Raw genomic sequence first — 17,026 nt, forward strand, 5'->3', positions numbered from 1 at the left:
CGTACAAGCAGGTAGTGTAAATTCGTGATTGGAGTGAGCCATGTGACAAATATTCGTATTGTAACGGATAGCACGGCCGATATTCCATTGGCTGTCAGAGAAGCGCTGAACATCGAAATGGTGCCGCTCAAAATTAATTTTGGCGAAGAACAGTATTTGGATACGGTGACGCTGCAGTCGGAGGATTTCTACCGCAAGCTGACGTCATCTGCGCACTTTCCAACAACATCAACGCCGTCACCTGGTGAATTTCTGGATGTATATTCAAGCTTGTTAAACGAGCCAGATACAGAAGTCATCTCTATTCATTTATCTTCTGTGTTGAGTGGAACGTACAGAACCGCTGAGCTGGCTACTACGCTGCTAGAGGGTGATCAGCTTGGCAAGGTTCACGTCGTTGATTCTTGCTCTGCTTCGTATGGCATTGGCGCACTCGTTGTAGCTGCTGCTGAAGCTGTTCAAGCAGGCAAGAGCGTCGATGAAGTGGTAGCGTTAGTTCAGAACATGAGAGCGAACTTTTATATATATTTCCTTGTCGATACGTTGGAGTTTCTTCAAAAGGGTGGTCGGATTGGCAAAGCGTCGGCGCTTCTTGGTTCTTTATTGAACATTAAGCCCATTCTTTCGTTGGATCGTGCAGGTGAAGTGAGCGTCGTTGATAAAGTTCGTGGTAACAAAAAGGCGATTGCACGCATTCTTGAACTGTTAGCGGCGGATGTGTCGAATAAGACGATTCGCTCGCTGCATATTGCTCATGCTAATAATTTGGAAGGTGCGGAGGGGCTGCGGGAGGCCATCGTGCAGAGGTTTGCTGTGGAGCACGTGGATTATATAACCCTAGGCCCAGTGATTGGCGCACATGCTGGACCAGGTACGATTGCAGCCTTCGTAAGTACGGTGTAAAGATGGATTTAAATCAGTGTCAAGTACGTGAAGTCCATGGAGTCGGCGCTCAAAAAGCACTTGAGCTAAACGCCATGGGCGTTTTTACGGTTATGGATTTGCTGGAATATATTCCGTTCCGGTATGAGGACTACACGGTTCGCGATCTGGCCAGCGTGAAAGATGGTGACCGTGTCACTGTGAAAGGCTATATCATCGGCGAACCGGTCTTGCAGCGCTATAGCGGCAAATCTCGTCTGTCCTGCAAGGTGATGGTCGATGATTTCTTGTTGACGGCGGTGTGGTTTAACCGCCATTTCCTGAAGGATCGCTTGCGACCGCAGCAGGAGATTCTCCTGACTGGGAAGTGGGATGCCAAGCGGCGGCAAATGAGTGTGTCCGATTCGGAATTTCCCGGACAAGGGGATTCGAATAGCGGCACGATCCAGCCGGTGTATTCGGTTGCGGGTTCGATTACGCAGAAATGGATGCGTAAAGTGATTGGGCAGGCGCTGACACAGTACAGCGCTTTGATCAGTGAAGTGCTGCCGGCGGTCATTACCGGCAAGTATGGGTTTATGCCGCGCAGCAAGGCGCTGGCTGTCATCCACACGCCGAGCGGCGTGGAGGAGGGCAAGCAGGCGCGCAGGCGCATGGTGTACGAGGAGCTGTTCCTCTTCCAGCTCAAGCTCCAGGCTTACCGGGTTGTGACGCGCAGCCGCACGGATGGTTTGAAGCAGGGGGTCGACCTGCCTGCTGTACGCGCCTTCGTGCGCGCGCTCCCCTTCCAGCTGACGGAGTCGCAGAAGAAGGTCGTCGGCGAGCTCCTGCACGACATGCAGGAGCCCTATGCGATGAACCGATTGCTGCAGGGCGATGTCGGTGCGGGGAAGACGATCGTCGCGGCCATCGGGCTGTACGCGACGGTGACAGCGGGCTACCAAGGCGCCCTGATGGTGCCGACGGAGATTCTGGCTGAGCAGCATAATCGCTCGCTCAGCACGTTGTTCGAGCCGTATGGGCTGCAGGTCGCTTTGCTGACCGGAAGCTCCACAGACCGCCAGCGACGGGATCTGCTGGCCTCTTTGCAGATGGGCTTGATCCATGTGTTGGTCGGAACGCATGCGTTGATTCAAGAGGATGTGTATTTCCGTCAGTTAGGTCTAGTTGTGACGGACGAGCAGCATCGCTTTGGGGTGAATCAGCGCAGCATCCTGCGGCGCAAAGGAATGAATCCGGACGTGCTGACGATGACGGCGACGCCGATCCCGCGCACGCTGGCCATTACGGCGTTCGGCGACATGGACGTTTCGACGCTGCGTGAGCTGCCGAAAGGGCGTAAGCCGATCAAGACGTACGCGGTTCAGCACGCGATGCTGGAGCGTGTGCTCGGCTTTATTCAGCGCGAGGTGGCCGCAGGCCGGCAAGCTTATGTGATTTGTCCGCTCATCGAGGAGTCGGACAAGCTGGACGTGCAGAATGCGATTGACGTCCATATTCAATTGGGGCAGCATTTCCCGCAGATGCGGATCGGTTTGCTGCACGGGCGTATGAGCGCGCAGGAGAAGGAAGCGATCATGCGCGCCTTCAAGGAAGGCACCGTGGAGGCGCTCGTGTCGACCACGGTGATCGAGGTGGGCGTGGACGTGCCGAACGCCACGCTGATGGTGATCTACGACGCCGACCGCTTCGGGCTGTCGCAGCTACATCAGCTGCGCGGCCGGGTCGGGCGGGGCGAGCACCAGTCTTTCTGTGTGCTCATCGCCGACCCGAAAACGGAGGTCGGCAAGGAGCGCATGAAAGCGATGACGGAGACCACCGACGGCTTCGAGATTGCCCGGCGCGATCTCGAGCTGCGCGGGCCGGGGGACTTCTTCGGCACGAAGCAGAGCGGACTGCCGGAGTTCCGCATCGCCGATATGATGGCGGATTTCGAAATCATGGAGCAGGCGCGAGATGATGCAGCCGAGCTAGTCGGTGACTCGTCCTTCTGGACGGGGGCTTCTTTTATGCCGCTGAGGGCGTATTTGGAGCGTGCTCATATTTTTGACAGCGAAGTGCTAGATTAGTAGATCATGGACGAGCATAAGTTGACCCCTAGCGCGTTCCCTTTTAAGATAGGAGTAGTTAGTTGCACTATTTTAGGAGAACGAAGGTGTACGGCCGTGACTTATTTGCTTATTTATTTATTATTGATGAATATCATTACGTTTATTGAAATGGGACATGACAAAGGCCAAGCCAAAAAAGGCGGACGCCGCGTCCCTGAGAAACGCCTGTTTCTACTTGCTGCTCTCGGTGGCGGGATAGGCGGTTGGCTCGGCATGCGCATGTGGCGTCACAAAACGAAGCATACTTCGTTTGTTGTAGGTTTTCCGCTGCTTATCGCGTTAAATTGCCTCTGCGTCATTTGTATTGCCTTGTATATGTAAGTGAAGGGGACGGCTACCGGGAACGGTGGCTGTTTTTTTATGGTTGGTGGGAGGGTGAGCGAGGATTGGCCAGTTGAGGTCTGGGGCGTAACCTGTAGCCCGAACCCCGAACCCCGAACCCCGAACCCCGAACCCCGAACCCCGAACCCCGAACCCCGAACCCCGAACCCCGAACCCCGAACCCCGAACCCCGAACCCCGAACCCCGAACCCCGAACCCCGAACCCCGAACCCCGAACCCCGAACCCCGAACCCCGAACCCCGAACCCCGAACCCCGAACCCCGAACCCCGAACCCCGAACCCCGAACCCCGAACCCCGAACCCCGAACCCCGAACCCCGAACCCCGAACCCCGAACCCCGAACCCCGAACCCCGAACCCCGAACCCCGAACCCCGAACCCCGAACCCCGNCGCCGAGCACCTACTCCTAACGATATAACTGGAAAAAGTCCAGCTATTTTCGCTGAAAACTTCCGTAATTGAAGATTAGATGGAAATTATGTAGGTAAAATCAATGGTTTCTGCAGTTTTTCGAATTTATGAATAGAATACATGCATAAAATCCAGTTAATTGCTAATTTTTAATAAATAGCTCGAGTTTAACTGTATTTTTTCCATTTATTTGATCCTGACGTCACGCCTCGGCACCCCGCCACCTCAGATTTACGTGCGTTTGCATAGAGGAGAAATTTGCTAAATATGTTGTCCCGCGTAAAACTGGTCTTTGGTTTATCTTATATGCATCGTCTTCAGGCAAGTTTGCCCATATTCACTCATAAGATAGAGCATGAAGGGTATCGGAGGTGCGGGGATGAGTTATCAGCAATATGGCATCGATCCTGCGCTCGTGGAGCGAGTAAAGTTCAAGTTGAAAAATCCCGAGGTGAAGGAACGTATCAAAATGCTGCTGCAAGGCGTCACAAAAGCAGATTTACAAAACACGGCGAAGGTTACGCGTTTAATCGGTCTTGCCGCAGGTATTTTTGGAGAGAAACTCAGCGGGACCCAGACACACCAGATCTTAACGTTTATTTTGGCGCAAAAAATTGATCCGAACAACACGTTTCATTTGATTAAATTATGGACTATATTCCGATAGTTGCATGATGAAAACGCCACATGTGGAGCGGTGAGATGCTCTATTGTGGCGTTTTGGCTGTTCGGAGGGACAACTACATCTAATTAAATAGCTGCTTATGGCCTTTGGATAAACTCCATAAGGCCTTTTTTTGTCAGGGTACATTTTATCCGAGGAGAGACATGAGTACAAGCATATTAGGCAGAAATTCATTTACTAGTAATAAAGTTGTTTGAAGCAAGGAAGGTTCTTGCATGGTTTGCCTTAGGGAGGGTATGCTTCGTGAATTATTGCGGTCCAGCAGGTGAGGGCGAATTTCAAGAAAGATCACATAGACATTGTTCATGTTCAGTTGCGTTAAGCTGCAGTGGCATTCCGTGCGTATGTCCAACTGGAGCAACAGGAGCAACAGGAACTACCGGAGTAACAGGAGCAACAGGTGTAACTGGAGAGACTGGTGCAACCGGAGCAACCGGAGCAACAGGAGTAACAGGAGCAACAGGAGCAACAGGAGCAACCGGAGCAACAGGAGCAACAGGAGTAACCGGAGCAACAGGAGCAACAGGAGTAACAGGAGCCACAGGAGCAACAGGAGCAACAGGAGTAACAGGAGTAACAGGAGTAACAGGAGTAACAGGAGTAACAGGAGTAACAGGAGCAACAGGTGTAACTGGAGAGACTGGTGCAACAGGTGCGAATGGAGCCACAGGAGCAACAGGAGTAACAGGAGTAACAGGAGCCACAGGTGCGACTGGAGCCACAGGAGCAACAGGAGCGACCGGAGCCACGGGAACTACCGGAGTAACAGGAGCCACGGGAGTAACTGGAGCAACCGGTGCCACAGGTGCAACAGGAGCCACCGGACCGAATTTTGCTACAAATGGATTTTCGGCATTTTTATCTACACTATCCATTGCAACAAGCACACAGCTTACGAATTGGTCGACGGCTAGTCCGTATTATGGCAATGCCAATTTTAACGCAGTTACAGGCAACTTCACGGCACCGACAACAGGGAGGTACACGTTACTAGCAACGGTTAACTACTCCACGACTGCAGCTGTCAGTGTGGGCATAGGCGCGGGGATCAATCCTTTTTTTGCCGTGCAGCGCACATCTCCTTCCGCCGTCAATTTGGTGAGCGGTTTTCTGCCTATTTTGAATGTTAACGTCGCATTGGTTTTAACTTTACGGGCAGTATTGGGAACGGGTGAAATAACATTGGCTGGGGACGTTATTTTGACGGCGGGCGATGTTGTTGGTCTATTCTACAATGCAGCGGGATTAACAATTTCGATTAACATAGGAAATGGTACGACGGGAGTTGTATGGTCGATACACCAGATTGCCTAGTCTATTTATAGTTGAAATAAATCCAAAACATGTATAACCATTGAGGGGGAACATTCATCTACTATAAGTATGCACAAGGAATGGACGTTTCGAGGGAGGAGGAGGCTTTGTGATCAAGAAGAAATCCAGGACGAGGAAAAAGTTTATAGAGCTGAGCATCGTTCACAAAACATCGTCTTCCTGCCTTTCTTTAAACAAAGGGAAAGTCACTAGGCCAAAGCAGAAAAAGCGGTGTTATCGTCAACCGACGACGAGGAGCACACATTCCGTTCTACCTTGTTCTCGCAGCCGCTATCCAACCAATAAGCCAAAGCCGGAGTGGAACCTGAATCCAAAGCTAATATATAACCCAATGGTTAGACCTTGTCCACCACCTAAGCCCCCCCATTGCCATCCTTTACCTCCGCCAACAACGATTAATAAGGAATGCTGCGGCAATATACTCCTTCAAGGCAATCAGCCTGGATTCCGGATATGGGAGATGGATGTGGATTCCAAGATTGAAGTGGCTCAGATTAGCATATATTCGAGCGCGAGCAGCACCCAAGCACTAGAGGTTGACATTGAAACCGATGTCGTTGACAACAAAAGACTGAGCGTTCCTCCCGGCAGTACCGTTAATTTTATAGGCCAAGGTGTCAAAGCAATAACGATCTCTTCACTGGGAGATGAAATGGGGTATGTAGAAGGCAAGTACGTCATTTCTACTACACTCCAAATCCAGTCCGAACCTTCATGCTGCGATCATGAATAAGGTGGTTTCTCACAGTTAAGTGAAAAACCACCTATATTGTAGCGTGCATTTTACATGCTGTATCGTACAGTTATACAAAATTCCCCACTTGCCGCTGCTGTAGTCGTAACAGTAATCGTATCGAAACGTCCAACCGTAAACGTAGCGCTACCTCCTGCTGGTACCGTGATAGCTGTCATGACCGGAGCTGCCGAACGGAGGAATGTTACCGTAATGGCCGCGGTCCCGATTTCATTTTTGACATATCCAGTGCCACTAATTAAAGTTGCCATATTATCGGTGTAAACAGTGGCCGTACCCGCTGCAGGCAGCAGCCAATTCGTACATACTTTATCCTGCACGTAGGTTTTTTCTGAACAACAGCTAAGCGCTGTGTTACTACAAGAGCACATGATGAGTACCTCCTTTAGTTGTTAAATGGCGTTATTGAATGGAGTAACGGGTTGTGATGCAAAATTCGCCCTGATACAAACCGGCGTCTCCTCCATCCAGTGTTAACTGTATAGTGGCGAAGCGTTGATAAGTAAAAGCCAGACTTGTTCCAGGTTCAATGGAAACCGGAGCCGTTAAGATGGAAGCACCTGCACTATTTAATACATCCAACGTAATCGCAGCAGGTCCTGTATCAAATTTCACATACCCTGTGCCTACTAAGTTCGGATTAATATTATTTGTGTAAGCGACGATGTCAACATCTGCGGCAACTACTGTGCCAGTCCATGGCGCACATACTTTATCCTGTACGAAATTTTTCTCTGAGCAGCAAGTTAAAGCTGTAGCCGAATTATCGCATGCCATAGTTAAGAAAACCTCCGTTTATTTGTTGTTTCTAAACTATTTAATGCAGGCAATCACCTGCACGCTTGGACATTCGCCTGAATAACGAATATTTAATATGACATATTGGGGGAGATTTTAAGGGGAGGGGCAGGGGAGAAGTGTGTTCGTATGCGTCTGCCGGCTGTCAGTTATCCGAGTCCAGTGTACTTTGTACTGAGTATTTACAACATTATCTGGCTTGGTTCCGTTACTTGGACAGCCAAGGAATATGAGAACACAACGTCGAATAAGAAAAACACACTGGTCACTTGCACACACACGCACGAATCGGCAGATATGCATTGTAAACCCAAAAGGGGAAGGAATATACACCGAGTAATGGTAAAAGATTGGAGCAAATAAATGAACGATACATATCAGAAGTATATAGTGATTTGCTTTTTATTGATTCCAGCATCGGTCATGTTCAGCGTGGCTGCAAAGGATATAAATGCCTTATTCAGGTCTAGTTGGTTGGGGGCTAGCCATATTGTTCATTATTTTGGCTAGTGTAATGTTTGGATTAGCTAGGAGGAAGTAATTTAAGCACGATTCTACTAATCATAGCAAGGTGGTTCAAAGGATGGAGATTTTCCCAGAAGAACACGAACTTATCGATATTTTTGAATGTGAACCACCACAATTAACCTTAGAGGAATTGGATGTTCCTGACTACTATAAACAATGGAGGTTCATTCTAAAACGAGAAACTGATGTGTTAGAGATTGATATAGAACCAAGTATCTCATATGTTTATATGAGATGGCATCAAGAAAACAAGGTCATATTAGAACTTGCATTAGAAGAGGTTTATGGAATAGAAATAAAAAAACAAGGAAACTCGGAATTTATTTTAGTATTATTCAATGATGAACGCCTTAAAACCTTAACTATAAGGACAAAACCTTACATATCAGTTGTTTGGGGAACAGCTAATACTTGAAAAATTGGTAACGCACTGAATCATTAATCATTTAAAAATTAAGTTATGTATTAGAAGATTTTGTAATAGAAGTGTGAGGTAATTTAATTCACCATCGAAGAAATTCAAACTGGTAGTCTATCACAGAGGTGATTTCAGTGAAGGTCAATCTTTATCTAGATGATTTAAGGGATTGCCCAGAGGGTTTTATTGTCGCAAGAACAATCGAAGAAGCCATACAATGTTTTCAAGAGCATTCAATAGAACTATTATCCCTTGATCATGACTTAGGCGAAGATGAGAATGGAAACGAATTACGTAATGGTTACGATTTCGTTAAATACTTTTGTGAGAATGGTTTAAGGGCTAGCAAAATTTACTTACATACAGATAACCCTGTAGGTCGAAATAATATGTATGAAACATTGTTAGCAGCACAACGTAGAGGATTTATTGATGAGGATATTGAGATATACCATTATTCAATTACTGTAAACAAGTATTCAGGATAGTTCTGATTTTAAGGAGAACAGGATGAAACGTATATGAAATGATTTCAATGGACCGAGTTCTGAACATTGGAGAATTGAAAATCAAGTAGCTGATTATTTTGGTGAATTGTTGGAATGGAGAAAAGAAGATTGGGGAGATACAAGAAGTCAATGGTATGCGACGGTTGATTCTGATGTCGTCCATGATTAATTGGTTTTGCACAAGAGTTACTAAGACTGGCTCATAATGATTTTACAAACGGCTATCATATACATGTCGATCAGCGAGAAAGGATATATTTCCCAAACAATGGGCTTTTTCTCAATGCCGAACAGTGTGGAGCTAATAATTTCTTGTGGAGATTTTGGACCGATTGATTCTCATCTGAAAGAGTAAATAAGGTAAGCCCCTTTGAGTGGTATGTATTCCACGATGATCTATGGGAAAATATGTCCGCTAATCCAAGAGACATTTTTGGATGGATACGTAGCAGAACAATATATAAAGTGACAACGGTAGTGAGCCGCGGCTATTACATAACATCTGCCAGCACCATGAGGTGTAAGACGATGGACACCATCGTATAAAGACAAACCACTCCTAGAAAGAAAGGAATGGTTTTTTTGATTTCGCATAATTATGCCCAGAGTTCATCTGGGTTTTTGGTGTTTTTATCCATTACCCATATATTTAAAAAACCACTTGCATAACGAATACCTGTTCGGTATATAATATGGAAAAACGAATGTATGTTCGCATATGGTGGTGAGAACATGAATGGTTCATCAAGAGTAGAGACAGAAGAGGATGTTCAAATGATCAAGGAATACACATTGTTGCCGATTTTGCTTGATATGTTAGCACGAGATATGGAAGAGCTGAAGGTTTATAAAGATAAAATCGTTTATAATCATATTCTATTCTATCTCAGAGAGGTTGAGATGGGGATTTATCCAGAATTGCAACAGTTGAAAAACAAGATGAAACAGCGAGAGATTAAGGTAATTCGCACGGAAATGAATGCTTTAGGAATCCAAGTTGAATACAAAGTTCGAGGTTACATTCATCATTTCACGATGCTTCGTAGTTTGGTCAAGGCTGAGCTGATGACTATGCTGATGAATATGCGGGGGGAATTGCGATGAGTAAGGGGAACAAGGGTGGGGAACGAACGATCTTCCTGGCGGACTGTCAGAGCTTCTACGCAAGTGTAGAGAAGGCTGAACATCCAGGACTAGACAATAAGCCGGTTGCCGTTGCAGGAGATCCTGCGCTCAGGTCAGGCATTATTTTGGCCGCCTGCCCTGTTGCCAAAGCATATGGTGTATCCACGGCTGAACGGTTGGGTGAAGCGCTGAAGAAGTGTCCTGAGCTGATTGTTATGCGGCCGAGGATGCAGCATTATATTAATGTTTCGTTGCAAATAACTGAAATTTACCAGGAAGTTACGGATCTAGTTGAAATCTTCAGTATCGACGAACAGTTTTTGGATGTAACGGGAAGCATTCCGCATTTCGGAGATGCGATAACAATTGCTGAGACCTTGCAGCATAAGGTGCTCAAGCAAACAGGCGTTAAAGTCCGCGTGGGCATTAGCTCAAATAAAATATTAGCCAAAATAGCAACAGATATTTTCGCCAAAAAGAATGCGAGCGGCATCTTCACGCTTCTACCCTCCGCTATTGAGGAACGCTTGTGGGAGCAGCCCGTCAGCAAGATGTTTGGAGTTGGCTCGCGGATGACCGCTCATTTTGCCAAGTTGGGCATGTATACCGTTGGCGATGTGGCACGAACGCCGCTGCCGCAGCTCAAGCAGAAGTTTCGCGCGCGTTTCGGCAAGCAGTCGGACATTCACGCGGAGGTGATGTGGCGAACGGCAAACGGCTTGGACGACAGTCCAGTCACGCCGGGTACGTTCGATACGCCGCCGAAGTCAATCGGGCATATGATGACGCTGCCGAGGGACTATGCAGAATCGTCAGAAGTGAATACGATCCTCATGGAGCTGACGGAGGAGGTGTGCCGGGATTGCCGGCGCAAAGGCTATATGGCGTCTATCGTGACGGTCAGTTGCATGTGCAGTCCTTTTGATGCGCCGACAGGCTTCTCACGACAGATGAAGATGCCGGACCCGACGAATCATACCGGTACTGTATTTCAAGCTGTGAAACAGCTTTTCTATAAATTCTGGGACACGATGCCAGTGCGTCGTGCAGGTGTTATGTTAAGTCAGTTCGTGGACGATGAAACGTATCAGCTCACGCTTTTTGAAGATCAAGTGAAGGCACGTGAATTGGAGAAGGTAACGGATCGCATTAAGGATCGGTTCGGCAATGCGGCAATTGTTCGGGCGTCCTCCTTGACGACAGCTGGCCAAGCGAAGGTTCGCTCGCTCAAAATCGGAGGTCATTATAAATGAGCAAAAAATTGCAGAATAACGGTTTATGGGAGTCGAGCCGCATGATGTTGCCCCAGCATCGGGAAGCAGCTCAGGGTCAGCGTCATGACAAACCGGTTCCTACGAAGCGCCCGACAGCGGACGATATTAGTATTATACGAGAATCTGTGCTACTGCCAGTGATGCATACGATTATTGTGAGAAGGGCGAGCGAAGTGGAACGCTCCTCCGAGATGCTAAGGACCCTCTATTCGAAGGTAGCTCAGGTTCTGGCCAAGAATATGTACGCCGATTTAGCGAAAGTAAAGCGCTATATGCTCGAGAATGACATGCATGTCGCGGAAGAGGAGAAAGACGACCAGATGATCCGTTACCGGTATCGGTGCCGCGAGCATGAAGATCGATTTACGATGACCCGGGACTATATGCGTGCTGAAATTGGGGCAAGAATCGGCCGCTATGCTGACAGTCTGGTCACAACTATTTACGGGACGGATCCGCGTGTGAGTGTGTTAGAGAAGGAAGCGAAGAAAAAATCGTGAATCAGCCTGAATATAACGCTAGCGCCCCTTCGCACAGCCTGAAGAATATCGGTTCTTCGGGCTGTACGAATTGACGTAAGCCTATCTTTTTTCCATAATGGAGAAAGGAGAATGGATAACCGTGTGAAGGAGAAGGATGTTTAGCTATGTGCGGACGCTATACGATCACCGTAACGTTAGAAGAGTTGATGCTGCGCTACGATATGTATGATACTTTTATGCCGAGATATAGTCCTAAATATAATGTTGCGCCCGGTCAGCAGGTGATGGCGATTGTTCATGATGGGCAGCGAAATAAGCTAGGCGAACTGCGCTGGGGACTGATTCCAGAATGGGCCAAAGATGAGAAAGTTGGCTACCAGATGCTCAATGCGCGCTCCGAAACTTTGGCGGACAAGCCTGCCTTTCGCAAGCCATTCGAACGCAAACGCTGTCTAATTCCAGCAGATTCTTTCTATGATTGGAAAGGCGGCGGCAAGCATAAGCAGCCTATGCGCATCATGCTGCGCAGCAAGGAACTGTTCAGTATGGCAGGGCTTTACGATACATGGACATCACCCGAAGGTGTGCGTATCTCGACATGTACGGTCATCACCACGGAATCGAACGAGATGATGAAGGATATTCATGAGCGTATGCCGGTCATTTTGCCACGAGAGAAGGAGGCTGCTTGGTTAGACCGCAGTAGGAAGAATGTTGACCAACTTCGTCCGCTTCTACAGCCATACCCCTCGGAGCTCATGATGGCGTATCCAGTGTCTAGCCGGGTAGGGAATGTACGTAATGATGATGAGCAATGTATCGAGCCAATAAGTCTGTTGTTTTAAAAGGTTGAGGGAATAGGAGCGTCAAGAAACATGAGAAATGGTATGTGGCTCAGGGTCACGATTATACTTGCAATTGTAGCGGCGATTAACGGCTATATAGGCTGGCACTTGAAGGTTTTTCTATCGCATGTAGGGGGAGCTTCATTTCATCCCTGGTTGTATTGGCCTGTGTTTTGGATCGTTGCGTTCGCCTATGTCATAGGGCGGTTTGGAACGAAGGTTCTGCCGTCAACGCTAACACGCCTGCTTAACATCATCGGTTCCTACTGGTTGGCTATTATTCAATTCGGGATCCTTCTTCTGCCGGTAACGGACGTGGTGATTGGTGTGCTGTATGCATCATCTGTTCCGTCAGCTAGCTATGTGCCTATACTGGGAGGGATTGTTACAGCCGTTGTACTCATCCTCCTCGTAGTAGGCTCTTATCTGGCGCGAACTCCGGTGATCCGCAAATATGAGATTACGATTCCCAAGCAAGCTGGGGACTGGGAAAGCCTCCGGGTCGCAGTCGCTTCGGATATTCATTTGGGTGCTGTCGTTGGCAACCGCCATTTACGCAAACTAGTCAAGCAGATGAAGGCGATGGAGCCTGATCTGATTTTGCTGCCTGGTGATGTCATTGATGATGATATTAAACCTTTTATCCGGTATCAAATGGGACAGATTATGCGAGAGCTGCAAGCTCCGTTGGGCGTGTATGCTGTGCTTGGCAACCATGAATACTATGGCGGACATATTCCAGCCTTCGTGGAACAAATGGAACAAATCGGCATTCGCGTGCTGATGGATGAAGTTGTTCATGTTCAAGAGCGCTTATTTATTGTAGGGCGTAAAGATAAATCAGCCGAACATGCCGTTGGCGGACGTCAATCGTTAGCCTCCTTGATGGAGAGAGTTGACCTTACGCAGCCGATTATCGTTATGGATCATCAACCGTACCAGCTAGATGTAGCGGCCGCCGCAGGCGTTGATGTGAATTTGTCAGGTCATACGCACCGTGGTCAAATAGCGCCGAACCATCTGTTCACTAGACGGATCTTTGAACTGGATTGGGGCTACTTACGCAAAGGGAATTTACATGCGCTGGTGTCCTCAGGCTTCGGAACGTGGGGACCGCCGATACGACTAGGCAGCCAATCGGAAATTATTGAGCTGACAATCCATTTTAACAAAGCATGATAGAAAAGAGGGGTAACACCAATGCAAGAGTTAGAAAAGAAACAAATTACACCTGCGGAACTGGCGGCAGCGATGATGCAGTTTACGATGAAGGGCATAGAAAATAGCTGGGACACGCTGAAGCCTGCTATCATTGCCTACCTACCACAACCTGTCTTGACGATGGCCAAAGAAGATGAACTGTTAAGAGAGATTTACGTAGCGGCGTTGGCACTGGAGATCTACTGCATCCCGCACGCATTTGAGGAAGAAACAGCGCGCTTAGTCAGCTTAGGCATGGGCGAAGTGATGGCTTCAGACAACTTAGCGGAGCATCGACTATCGGAATCGATCGTACAGTTGTATCTTCCTAGATTAGAGGCAGTAACCGAGGAGGATCGGGCAGATTTGGCGCTTAAGCTGGTCCATGAAGCAGCGAGAATTCTGTACGACCGCATAGAGTTACCGTTGAAGCCTACAGATCCAAGTACGAGTTTATTGTGGGCAAAGTTATTTCCTTTTTTGGTTGGGATCGTTGGGAAGTGGCCGATCTTGGCCACTAAATTTGAAGTGAAGACAGAGTAGTGGGCGCATAAGCCTCATGACGGAGGGGAGCAGCACGAATGGCAAACAAACGGATTCATGTCTATGTGTTATCAGGATTTCTCGGGAGCGGTAAGACAACGTTACTTACCAAGGCCATCGATTATTTCACCGAAGCGGGTCGCAAGCCGGCTGTAATTATGAATGAAATAGGCGAAGTGAATTTGGATGGACAATTAATCGCTAATGAAGTTCCCATGTCGGAATTGCTTGGCGGATGCATATGCTGTTCGAGTCGTGGTGATCTTGCCACAGCGTTGAACGAATTAGTGACAACGGAGCAGCCAGATTTAATTTTCGTGGAATCGACAGGGATTGCGAATCCAATGGAAATTATTGATGAGATTACGGATGCCTCGCTCATCCTGCCGATAGAGCTTTCAGCCCTCATCACGGTTGTAGATGCCCCGCAGCTGCTAGAATTAAATCGCACCAGTCGTGGCAAAACCTACCGGCTCATGCGGGATCAAATTCGATGTGCGAACTTGCTCTTGCTCAATAAGACGGACTTGCTGCAGGGGGTGGCGCTTCAAGAAGTGCATGATCTCGTGCGGGAATGGAATCCTTATGCCGATTTACATTATACAGTGTTCAGTCAAATCGACATCCAGCTAATTGAAGACATCCACACAGAGGATTCCGCGGGGTCGCCCGTGCAGGGACAACCGGAAGAAGCGTCAGTTCCACATAGCCACGAGCATCATCAGGGGCATGATCATCATCATTCGCATAACCATGTAATGGCGTATACCCATTTCTTTGAACGGGCTGTAGATAGTAACGCATTTGAACAATTCGTGAGCCAACTTCCCCAAGAAGTGTATCGTGCCAAAGGGATTCTCAGTTTCTCGGATACCTCGAGTCGGTTCCTATTCCAGTACGCCTATAGAGAGATGGATTTTGTGAAAATAACGCCTAAAGGCGATGTGCCTGACGTAGCGGTATTCATCGGGGAGAACTTTGCTAAGGATGTCATTCGCGCAGAATTGTTGAAACTAGAAGCAGAGTCTGCTACCTAGAAGATCAAAGAGCCGAAATGGCAAATCCTAGGGCGAAATAAGTGATTACAGATTCCGTCATCGTTCTACACTTGACGCAAGTGGCCATTTGCTGCACTATAATAGGAGGACATTTCAACACAGAGGGGTAATGCAAGTGAGTACGCATACGGATACGATCGATGAGATGCTAAGGGCAATGTCGCAGAAGGGCTGGCGTATTACAGAACAGCGTAGAAGCTTAGCGACTTTATTCGCAGAATCGGGCAGTTACTTATCGCCGAAGGATGTTTATGAGCATATGAAAATGAAATATCCAGGCGTAAGCTTCGATACGGTGTATCGTAATCTCCGATTGTTGAGCGAGATGGGTGTTCTGGAGCAATTTCATTTGGCGGATGGTTTGAAGTTCAAGGCGAGCTGTTTGTCTCATCATCATCATCACATGATTTGTGTCAGCTGTGAGAAAACTGTGACGTTTGAGTTCTGTCCAATGAAGCTTGTAAAAGATTTGCCAGAGAGCTTTGAGATTCAAAGCCATCGGTTTGAAATATTTGGCTATTGTGCCGATTGTAAATCAGCCATGCCTACCGCTCAGATAGGCGAGTGAATAGACGTTATACATGTTTAAGAAAGGAGCAGTCTGCTGGGTGATCCCGGCAAGACTGCTTTTTATTATTTGCTTTTGGTAACGTGCAGCAGTTCAGGGACAGTGACGAAAGTGTAGCCTGCTGCTTTAAGCTTAGTAATTAATGGTCCGATTGCTTGCACCGTACCGGATAGATCCTGGCTGTCCGCACCTCCAGAATGCTGAAGAATAATAGACCCTGGCTTCGTTTGTTGCAAGATATTGTGAAGAACTTGATCGGAACTCAGTGATTTCCAGTCCAGAGAATCGACATTCCAGTTCACAATTAAATAGTGATGATTGGCAATCCATTTAACCTGATCTTCATTAATTGCGCCATAAGGGGGACGGATTAGCCGAGGAGCGTAGCCAATGAGGTTCTGTAAAATGGTTTCCGTGCTTTCAATCTGGTTCTGGAATTTATCCACAGAGAGCTTCGGTAGATTCTCATGGCTGTATGAGTGGTTGCCAATGACATGCCCTTCATTCACAATTCGCTTAATGACGTCCGGATGCGTGTTAGCCATAGCACCGAGCACGAAAAACGTTGCTTTTACTTGATTGGCTTTTAAAGCATCAAGTACTTTTGGCGTAAACCGAGTATCGGGTCCATCGTCAAAGGTTAAGGCGACTTTCTTCTCCTGACTTGAGCCGCGGAGCTTGAAGGTCTCTGGGTATTTAACAACGAGCTGTGAGAGTGTAAGTTTTTTCTGAGAAATTCTGACTTGGCCTTGATTTTTTTGAACGGGTAAGGAAGGTCGCTTGGACGCTTCAGGTTGGGCAACGGATCTTTTTGGGTTGGACTTAGGCTTCAGGTTCAGGCTAGGCGTAGATGTGGGACTTGGTGCATGGGTATGGCTTGGAGCGCGTGTAGGTGCTATTGGCAAAGCAGAAGATGAGGGCATGCTCGCAGGTGGCAACATGCTCAAATGATTGGAACCCTCTGTAGGGAACGGAGACTCCGCGAAGTCCCTACTAGCCTCCATGGATGTCTGAGTGACATTTGGAGTGGAATGTTGGGCTGAGCTCTGATCTTGATAAGGCTTCGTTAAAGGCGCACCGCAGCTGGTTACAAGCAGACAAACGATGCTAAAGGACCAAAGCCGTTTGGTCATGGCAATCCCCTCCGAGCAATATGAC

The 17,026-nt window shown here is 47.8% G+C and carries 19 protein-coding genes; 16 read left to right on the forward strand and 3 right to left on the reverse strand.

Annotated elements, in window-relative coordinates; all coding sequences use genetic code 11:
- Positions 1-42 precede the first annotated feature (42 nt).
- The 6 genes from A8708_RS26830 (at position 43) to A8708_RS26855 (ending at position 6,499) form a co-directional block, all read left to right on the forward strand.
- Positions 43-903 (forward strand): DegV family protein, encoded by an 861-nt coding sequence (locus A8708_RS26830; RefSeq protein WP_068668743.1) that lies wholly within the window; start codon positions 43-45, stop codon positions 901-903.
- A gap of 2 nt (positions 904-905) precedes the next feature.
- Positions 906-2,951, forward strand: coding sequence for an ATP-dependent DNA helicase RecG (recG, locus tag A8708_RS26835; RefSeq protein ID WP_068668744.1), 2,046 nt, complete (start codon positions 906-908; stop codon positions 2,949-2,951).
- Between the two features lie 96 nt (positions 2,952-3,047).
- Positions 3,048-3,314: a DUF1294 domain-containing protein gene (locus A8708_RS26840; RefSeq protein WP_239696864.1), complete on the forward strand. Its 267-nt coding sequence runs from the start codon at positions 3,048-3,050 to the stop codon at positions 3,312-3,314.
- 811 nt (positions 3,315-4,125) lie between these two features.
- A complete protein-coding gene (locus tag A8708_RS26845; RefSeq protein ID WP_068668745.1) occupies positions 4,126-4,413 on the forward strand; it encodes a stage VI sporulation protein F in 288 nt (95 codons plus the stop codon).
- A gap of 261 nt (positions 4,414-4,674) precedes the next feature.
- Complete coding sequence (locus A8708_RS35045) at positions 4,675-5,745, forward strand: hypothetical protein (RefSeq protein ID WP_082927832.1); 1,071 nt, start codon at positions 4,675-4,677, stop codon at positions 5,743-5,745.
- 109 nt (positions 5,746-5,854) lie between these two features.
- On the forward strand, positions 5,855-6,499 hold the full coding sequence (locus A8708_RS26855; protein WP_068668746.1) for an S-Ena type endospore appendage: 645 nt from the start codon (positions 5,855-5,857) through the stop codon (positions 6,497-6,499).
- 50 nt (positions 6,500-6,549) lie between these two features.
- Here A8708_RS26855 and A8708_RS26860 read toward each other — a convergent pair whose 3' ends face one another.
- On the reverse strand, positions 6,550-6,891 hold the full coding sequence (locus tag A8708_RS26860) for a DUF3992 domain-containing protein (protein WP_068668755.1): 342 nt from the start codon (positions 6,889-6,891) through the stop codon (positions 6,550-6,552).
- A 31-nt stretch (positions 6,892-6,922) separates the two neighbouring features.
- Positions 6,923-7,297, reverse strand: a complete 375-nt coding sequence (locus A8708_RS26865; protein ID WP_068668757.1) for a DUF3992 domain-containing protein — start codon at positions 7,295-7,297, stop codon at positions 6,923-6,925.
- Between the two features lie 604 nt (positions 7,298-7,901).
- Here A8708_RS26865 and A8708_RS26870 point away from each other — a divergent pair.
- The 10 genes from A8708_RS26870 to A8708_RS26915 all read left to right on the forward strand — a co-directional run bounded on the left by A8708_RS26870 (position 7,902) and on the right by A8708_RS26915 (position 15,868).
- The gene (locus A8708_RS26870; RefSeq protein ID WP_068668759.1) at positions 7,902-8,261 is read left to right on the forward strand and encodes a hypothetical protein; all 360 of its coding nucleotides are present in this window, start codon (positions 7,902-7,904) and stop codon (positions 8,259-8,261) included.
- Between the two features lie 128 nt (positions 8,262-8,389).
- Positions 8,390-8,752: a cyclic-phosphate processing receiver domain-containing protein gene (locus A8708_RS26875; protein ID WP_204787644.1), complete on the forward strand. Its 363-nt coding sequence runs from the start codon at positions 8,390-8,392 to the stop codon at positions 8,750-8,752.
- A 753-nt stretch (positions 8,753-9,505) separates the two neighbouring features.
- Complete coding sequence (locus tag A8708_RS26880; RefSeq protein WP_068668854.1) at positions 9,506-9,877, forward strand: hypothetical protein; 372 nt, start codon at positions 9,506-9,508, stop codon at positions 9,875-9,877.
- Complete coding sequence (locus A8708_RS26885; RefSeq protein WP_068668761.1) at positions 9,874-11,151, forward strand: DNA polymerase IV; 1,278 nt, start codon at positions 9,874-9,876, stop codon at positions 11,149-11,151. Before A8708_RS26880 ends, A8708_RS26885 begins: the two co-directional genes overlap by 4 nt.
- Complete coding sequence (locus A8708_RS26890; RefSeq protein WP_068668763.1) at positions 11,148-11,672, forward strand: hypothetical protein; 525 nt, start codon at positions 11,148-11,150, stop codon at positions 11,670-11,672. Before A8708_RS26885 ends, A8708_RS26890 begins: the two co-directional genes overlap by 4 nt.
- Positions 11,673-11,818: 146 nt before the next feature.
- Positions 11,819-12,499: an SOS response-associated peptidase gene (locus tag A8708_RS26895; protein WP_068668765.1), complete on the forward strand. Its 681-nt coding sequence runs from the start codon at positions 11,819-11,821 to the stop codon at positions 12,497-12,499.
- A 30-nt stretch (positions 12,500-12,529) separates the two neighbouring features.
- Positions 12,530-13,678: a metallophosphoesterase gene (locus tag A8708_RS26900; protein WP_068668767.1), complete on the forward strand. Its 1,149-nt coding sequence runs from the start codon at positions 12,530-12,532 to the stop codon at positions 13,676-13,678.
- A gap of 21 nt (positions 13,679-13,699) precedes the next feature.
- The gene (locus A8708_RS26905) at positions 13,700-14,242 is read left to right on the forward strand and encodes a hypothetical protein (RefSeq protein WP_068668769.1); all 543 of its coding nucleotides are present in this window, start codon (positions 13,700-13,702) and stop codon (positions 14,240-14,242) included.
- A 38-nt stretch (positions 14,243-14,280) separates the two neighbouring features.
- Positions 14,281-15,279, forward strand: coding sequence for a CobW family GTP-binding protein (locus tag A8708_RS26910; RefSeq protein ID WP_068668771.1), 999 nt, complete (start codon positions 14,281-14,283; stop codon positions 15,277-15,279).
- 130 nt (positions 15,280-15,409) lie between these two features.
- Positions 15,410-15,868, forward strand: a complete 459-nt coding sequence (locus tag A8708_RS26915) for a Fur family transcriptional regulator (RefSeq protein ID WP_068668773.1) — start codon at positions 15,410-15,412, stop codon at positions 15,866-15,868.
- Between the two features lie 65 nt (positions 15,869-15,933).
- On the opposite strand, the gene A8708_RS26920 is transcribed toward A8708_RS26915, so the two are convergent.
- Positions 15,934-17,001 (reverse strand): polysaccharide deacetylase family protein, encoded by a 1,068-nt coding sequence (locus tag A8708_RS26920; RefSeq protein WP_068668775.1) that lies wholly within the window; start codon positions 16,999-17,001, stop codon positions 15,934-15,936.
- Positions 17,002-17,026 lie beyond the last annotated feature (25 nt).

It is taken from the genome of Paenibacillus oryzisoli, assembly GCF_001653565.1.
Taxonomy (GTDB): domain Bacteria; phylum Bacillota; class Bacilli; order Paenibacillales; family NBRC-103111; genus Paenibacillus_E; species Paenibacillus_E oryzisoli.

Coding starts and splice junctions, on each gene's coding strand:
- recG (WP_068668744.1), top strand. CDS start 906: ATGGATTTAAATCAGTGTCAAGTACGTGAAGTCCATGGAGTCGGCGCT.
- A8708_RS26845 (WP_068668745.1), top strand. CDS start 4,126: ATGAGTTATCAGCAATATGGCATCGATCCTGCGCTCGTGGAGCGAGTA.
- A8708_RS26860 (WP_068668755.1), bottom strand. CDS start 6,891: ATGTGCTCTTGTAGTAACACAGCGCTTAGCTGTTGTTCAGAAAAAACC.
- A8708_RS26865 (WP_068668757.1), bottom strand. CDS start 7,297: ATGGCATGCGATAATTCGGCTACAGCTTTAACTTGCTGCTCAGAGAAA.
- A8708_RS26870 (WP_068668759.1), top strand. CDS start 7,902: ATGGAGATTTTCCCAGAAGAACACGAACTTATCGATATTTTTGAATGT.
- A8708_RS26880 (WP_068668854.1), top strand. CDS start 9,506: ATGAATGGTTCATCAAGAGTAGAGACAGAAGAGGATGTTCAAATGATC.
- A8708_RS26885 (WP_068668761.1), top strand. CDS start 9,874: ATGAGTAAGGGGAACAAGGGTGGGGAACGAACGATCTTCCTGGCGGAC.
- A8708_RS26890 (WP_068668763.1), top strand. CDS start 11,148: ATGAGCAAAAAATTGCAGAATAACGGTTTATGGGAGTCGAGCCGCATG.
- A8708_RS26895 (WP_068668765.1), top strand. CDS start 11,819: ATGTGCGGACGCTATACGATCACCGTAACGTTAGAAGAGTTGATGCTG.
- A8708_RS26900 (WP_068668767.1), top strand. CDS start 12,530: ATGAGAAATGGTATGTGGCTCAGGGTCACGATTATACTTGCAATTGTA.
- A8708_RS26905 (WP_068668769.1), top strand. CDS start 13,700: ATGCAAGAGTTAGAAAAGAAACAAATTACACCTGCGGAACTGGCGGCA.
- A8708_RS26910 (WP_068668771.1), top strand. CDS start 14,281: ATGGCAAACAAACGGATTCATGTCTATGTGTTATCAGGATTTCTCGGG.
- A8708_RS26915 (WP_068668773.1), top strand. CDS start 15,410: ATGCAAGTGAGTACGCATACGGATACGATCGATGAGATGCTAAGGGCA.
- A8708_RS26920 (WP_068668775.1), bottom strand. CDS start 17,001: ATGACCAAACGGCTTTGGTCCTTTAGCATCGTTTGTCTGCTTGTAACC.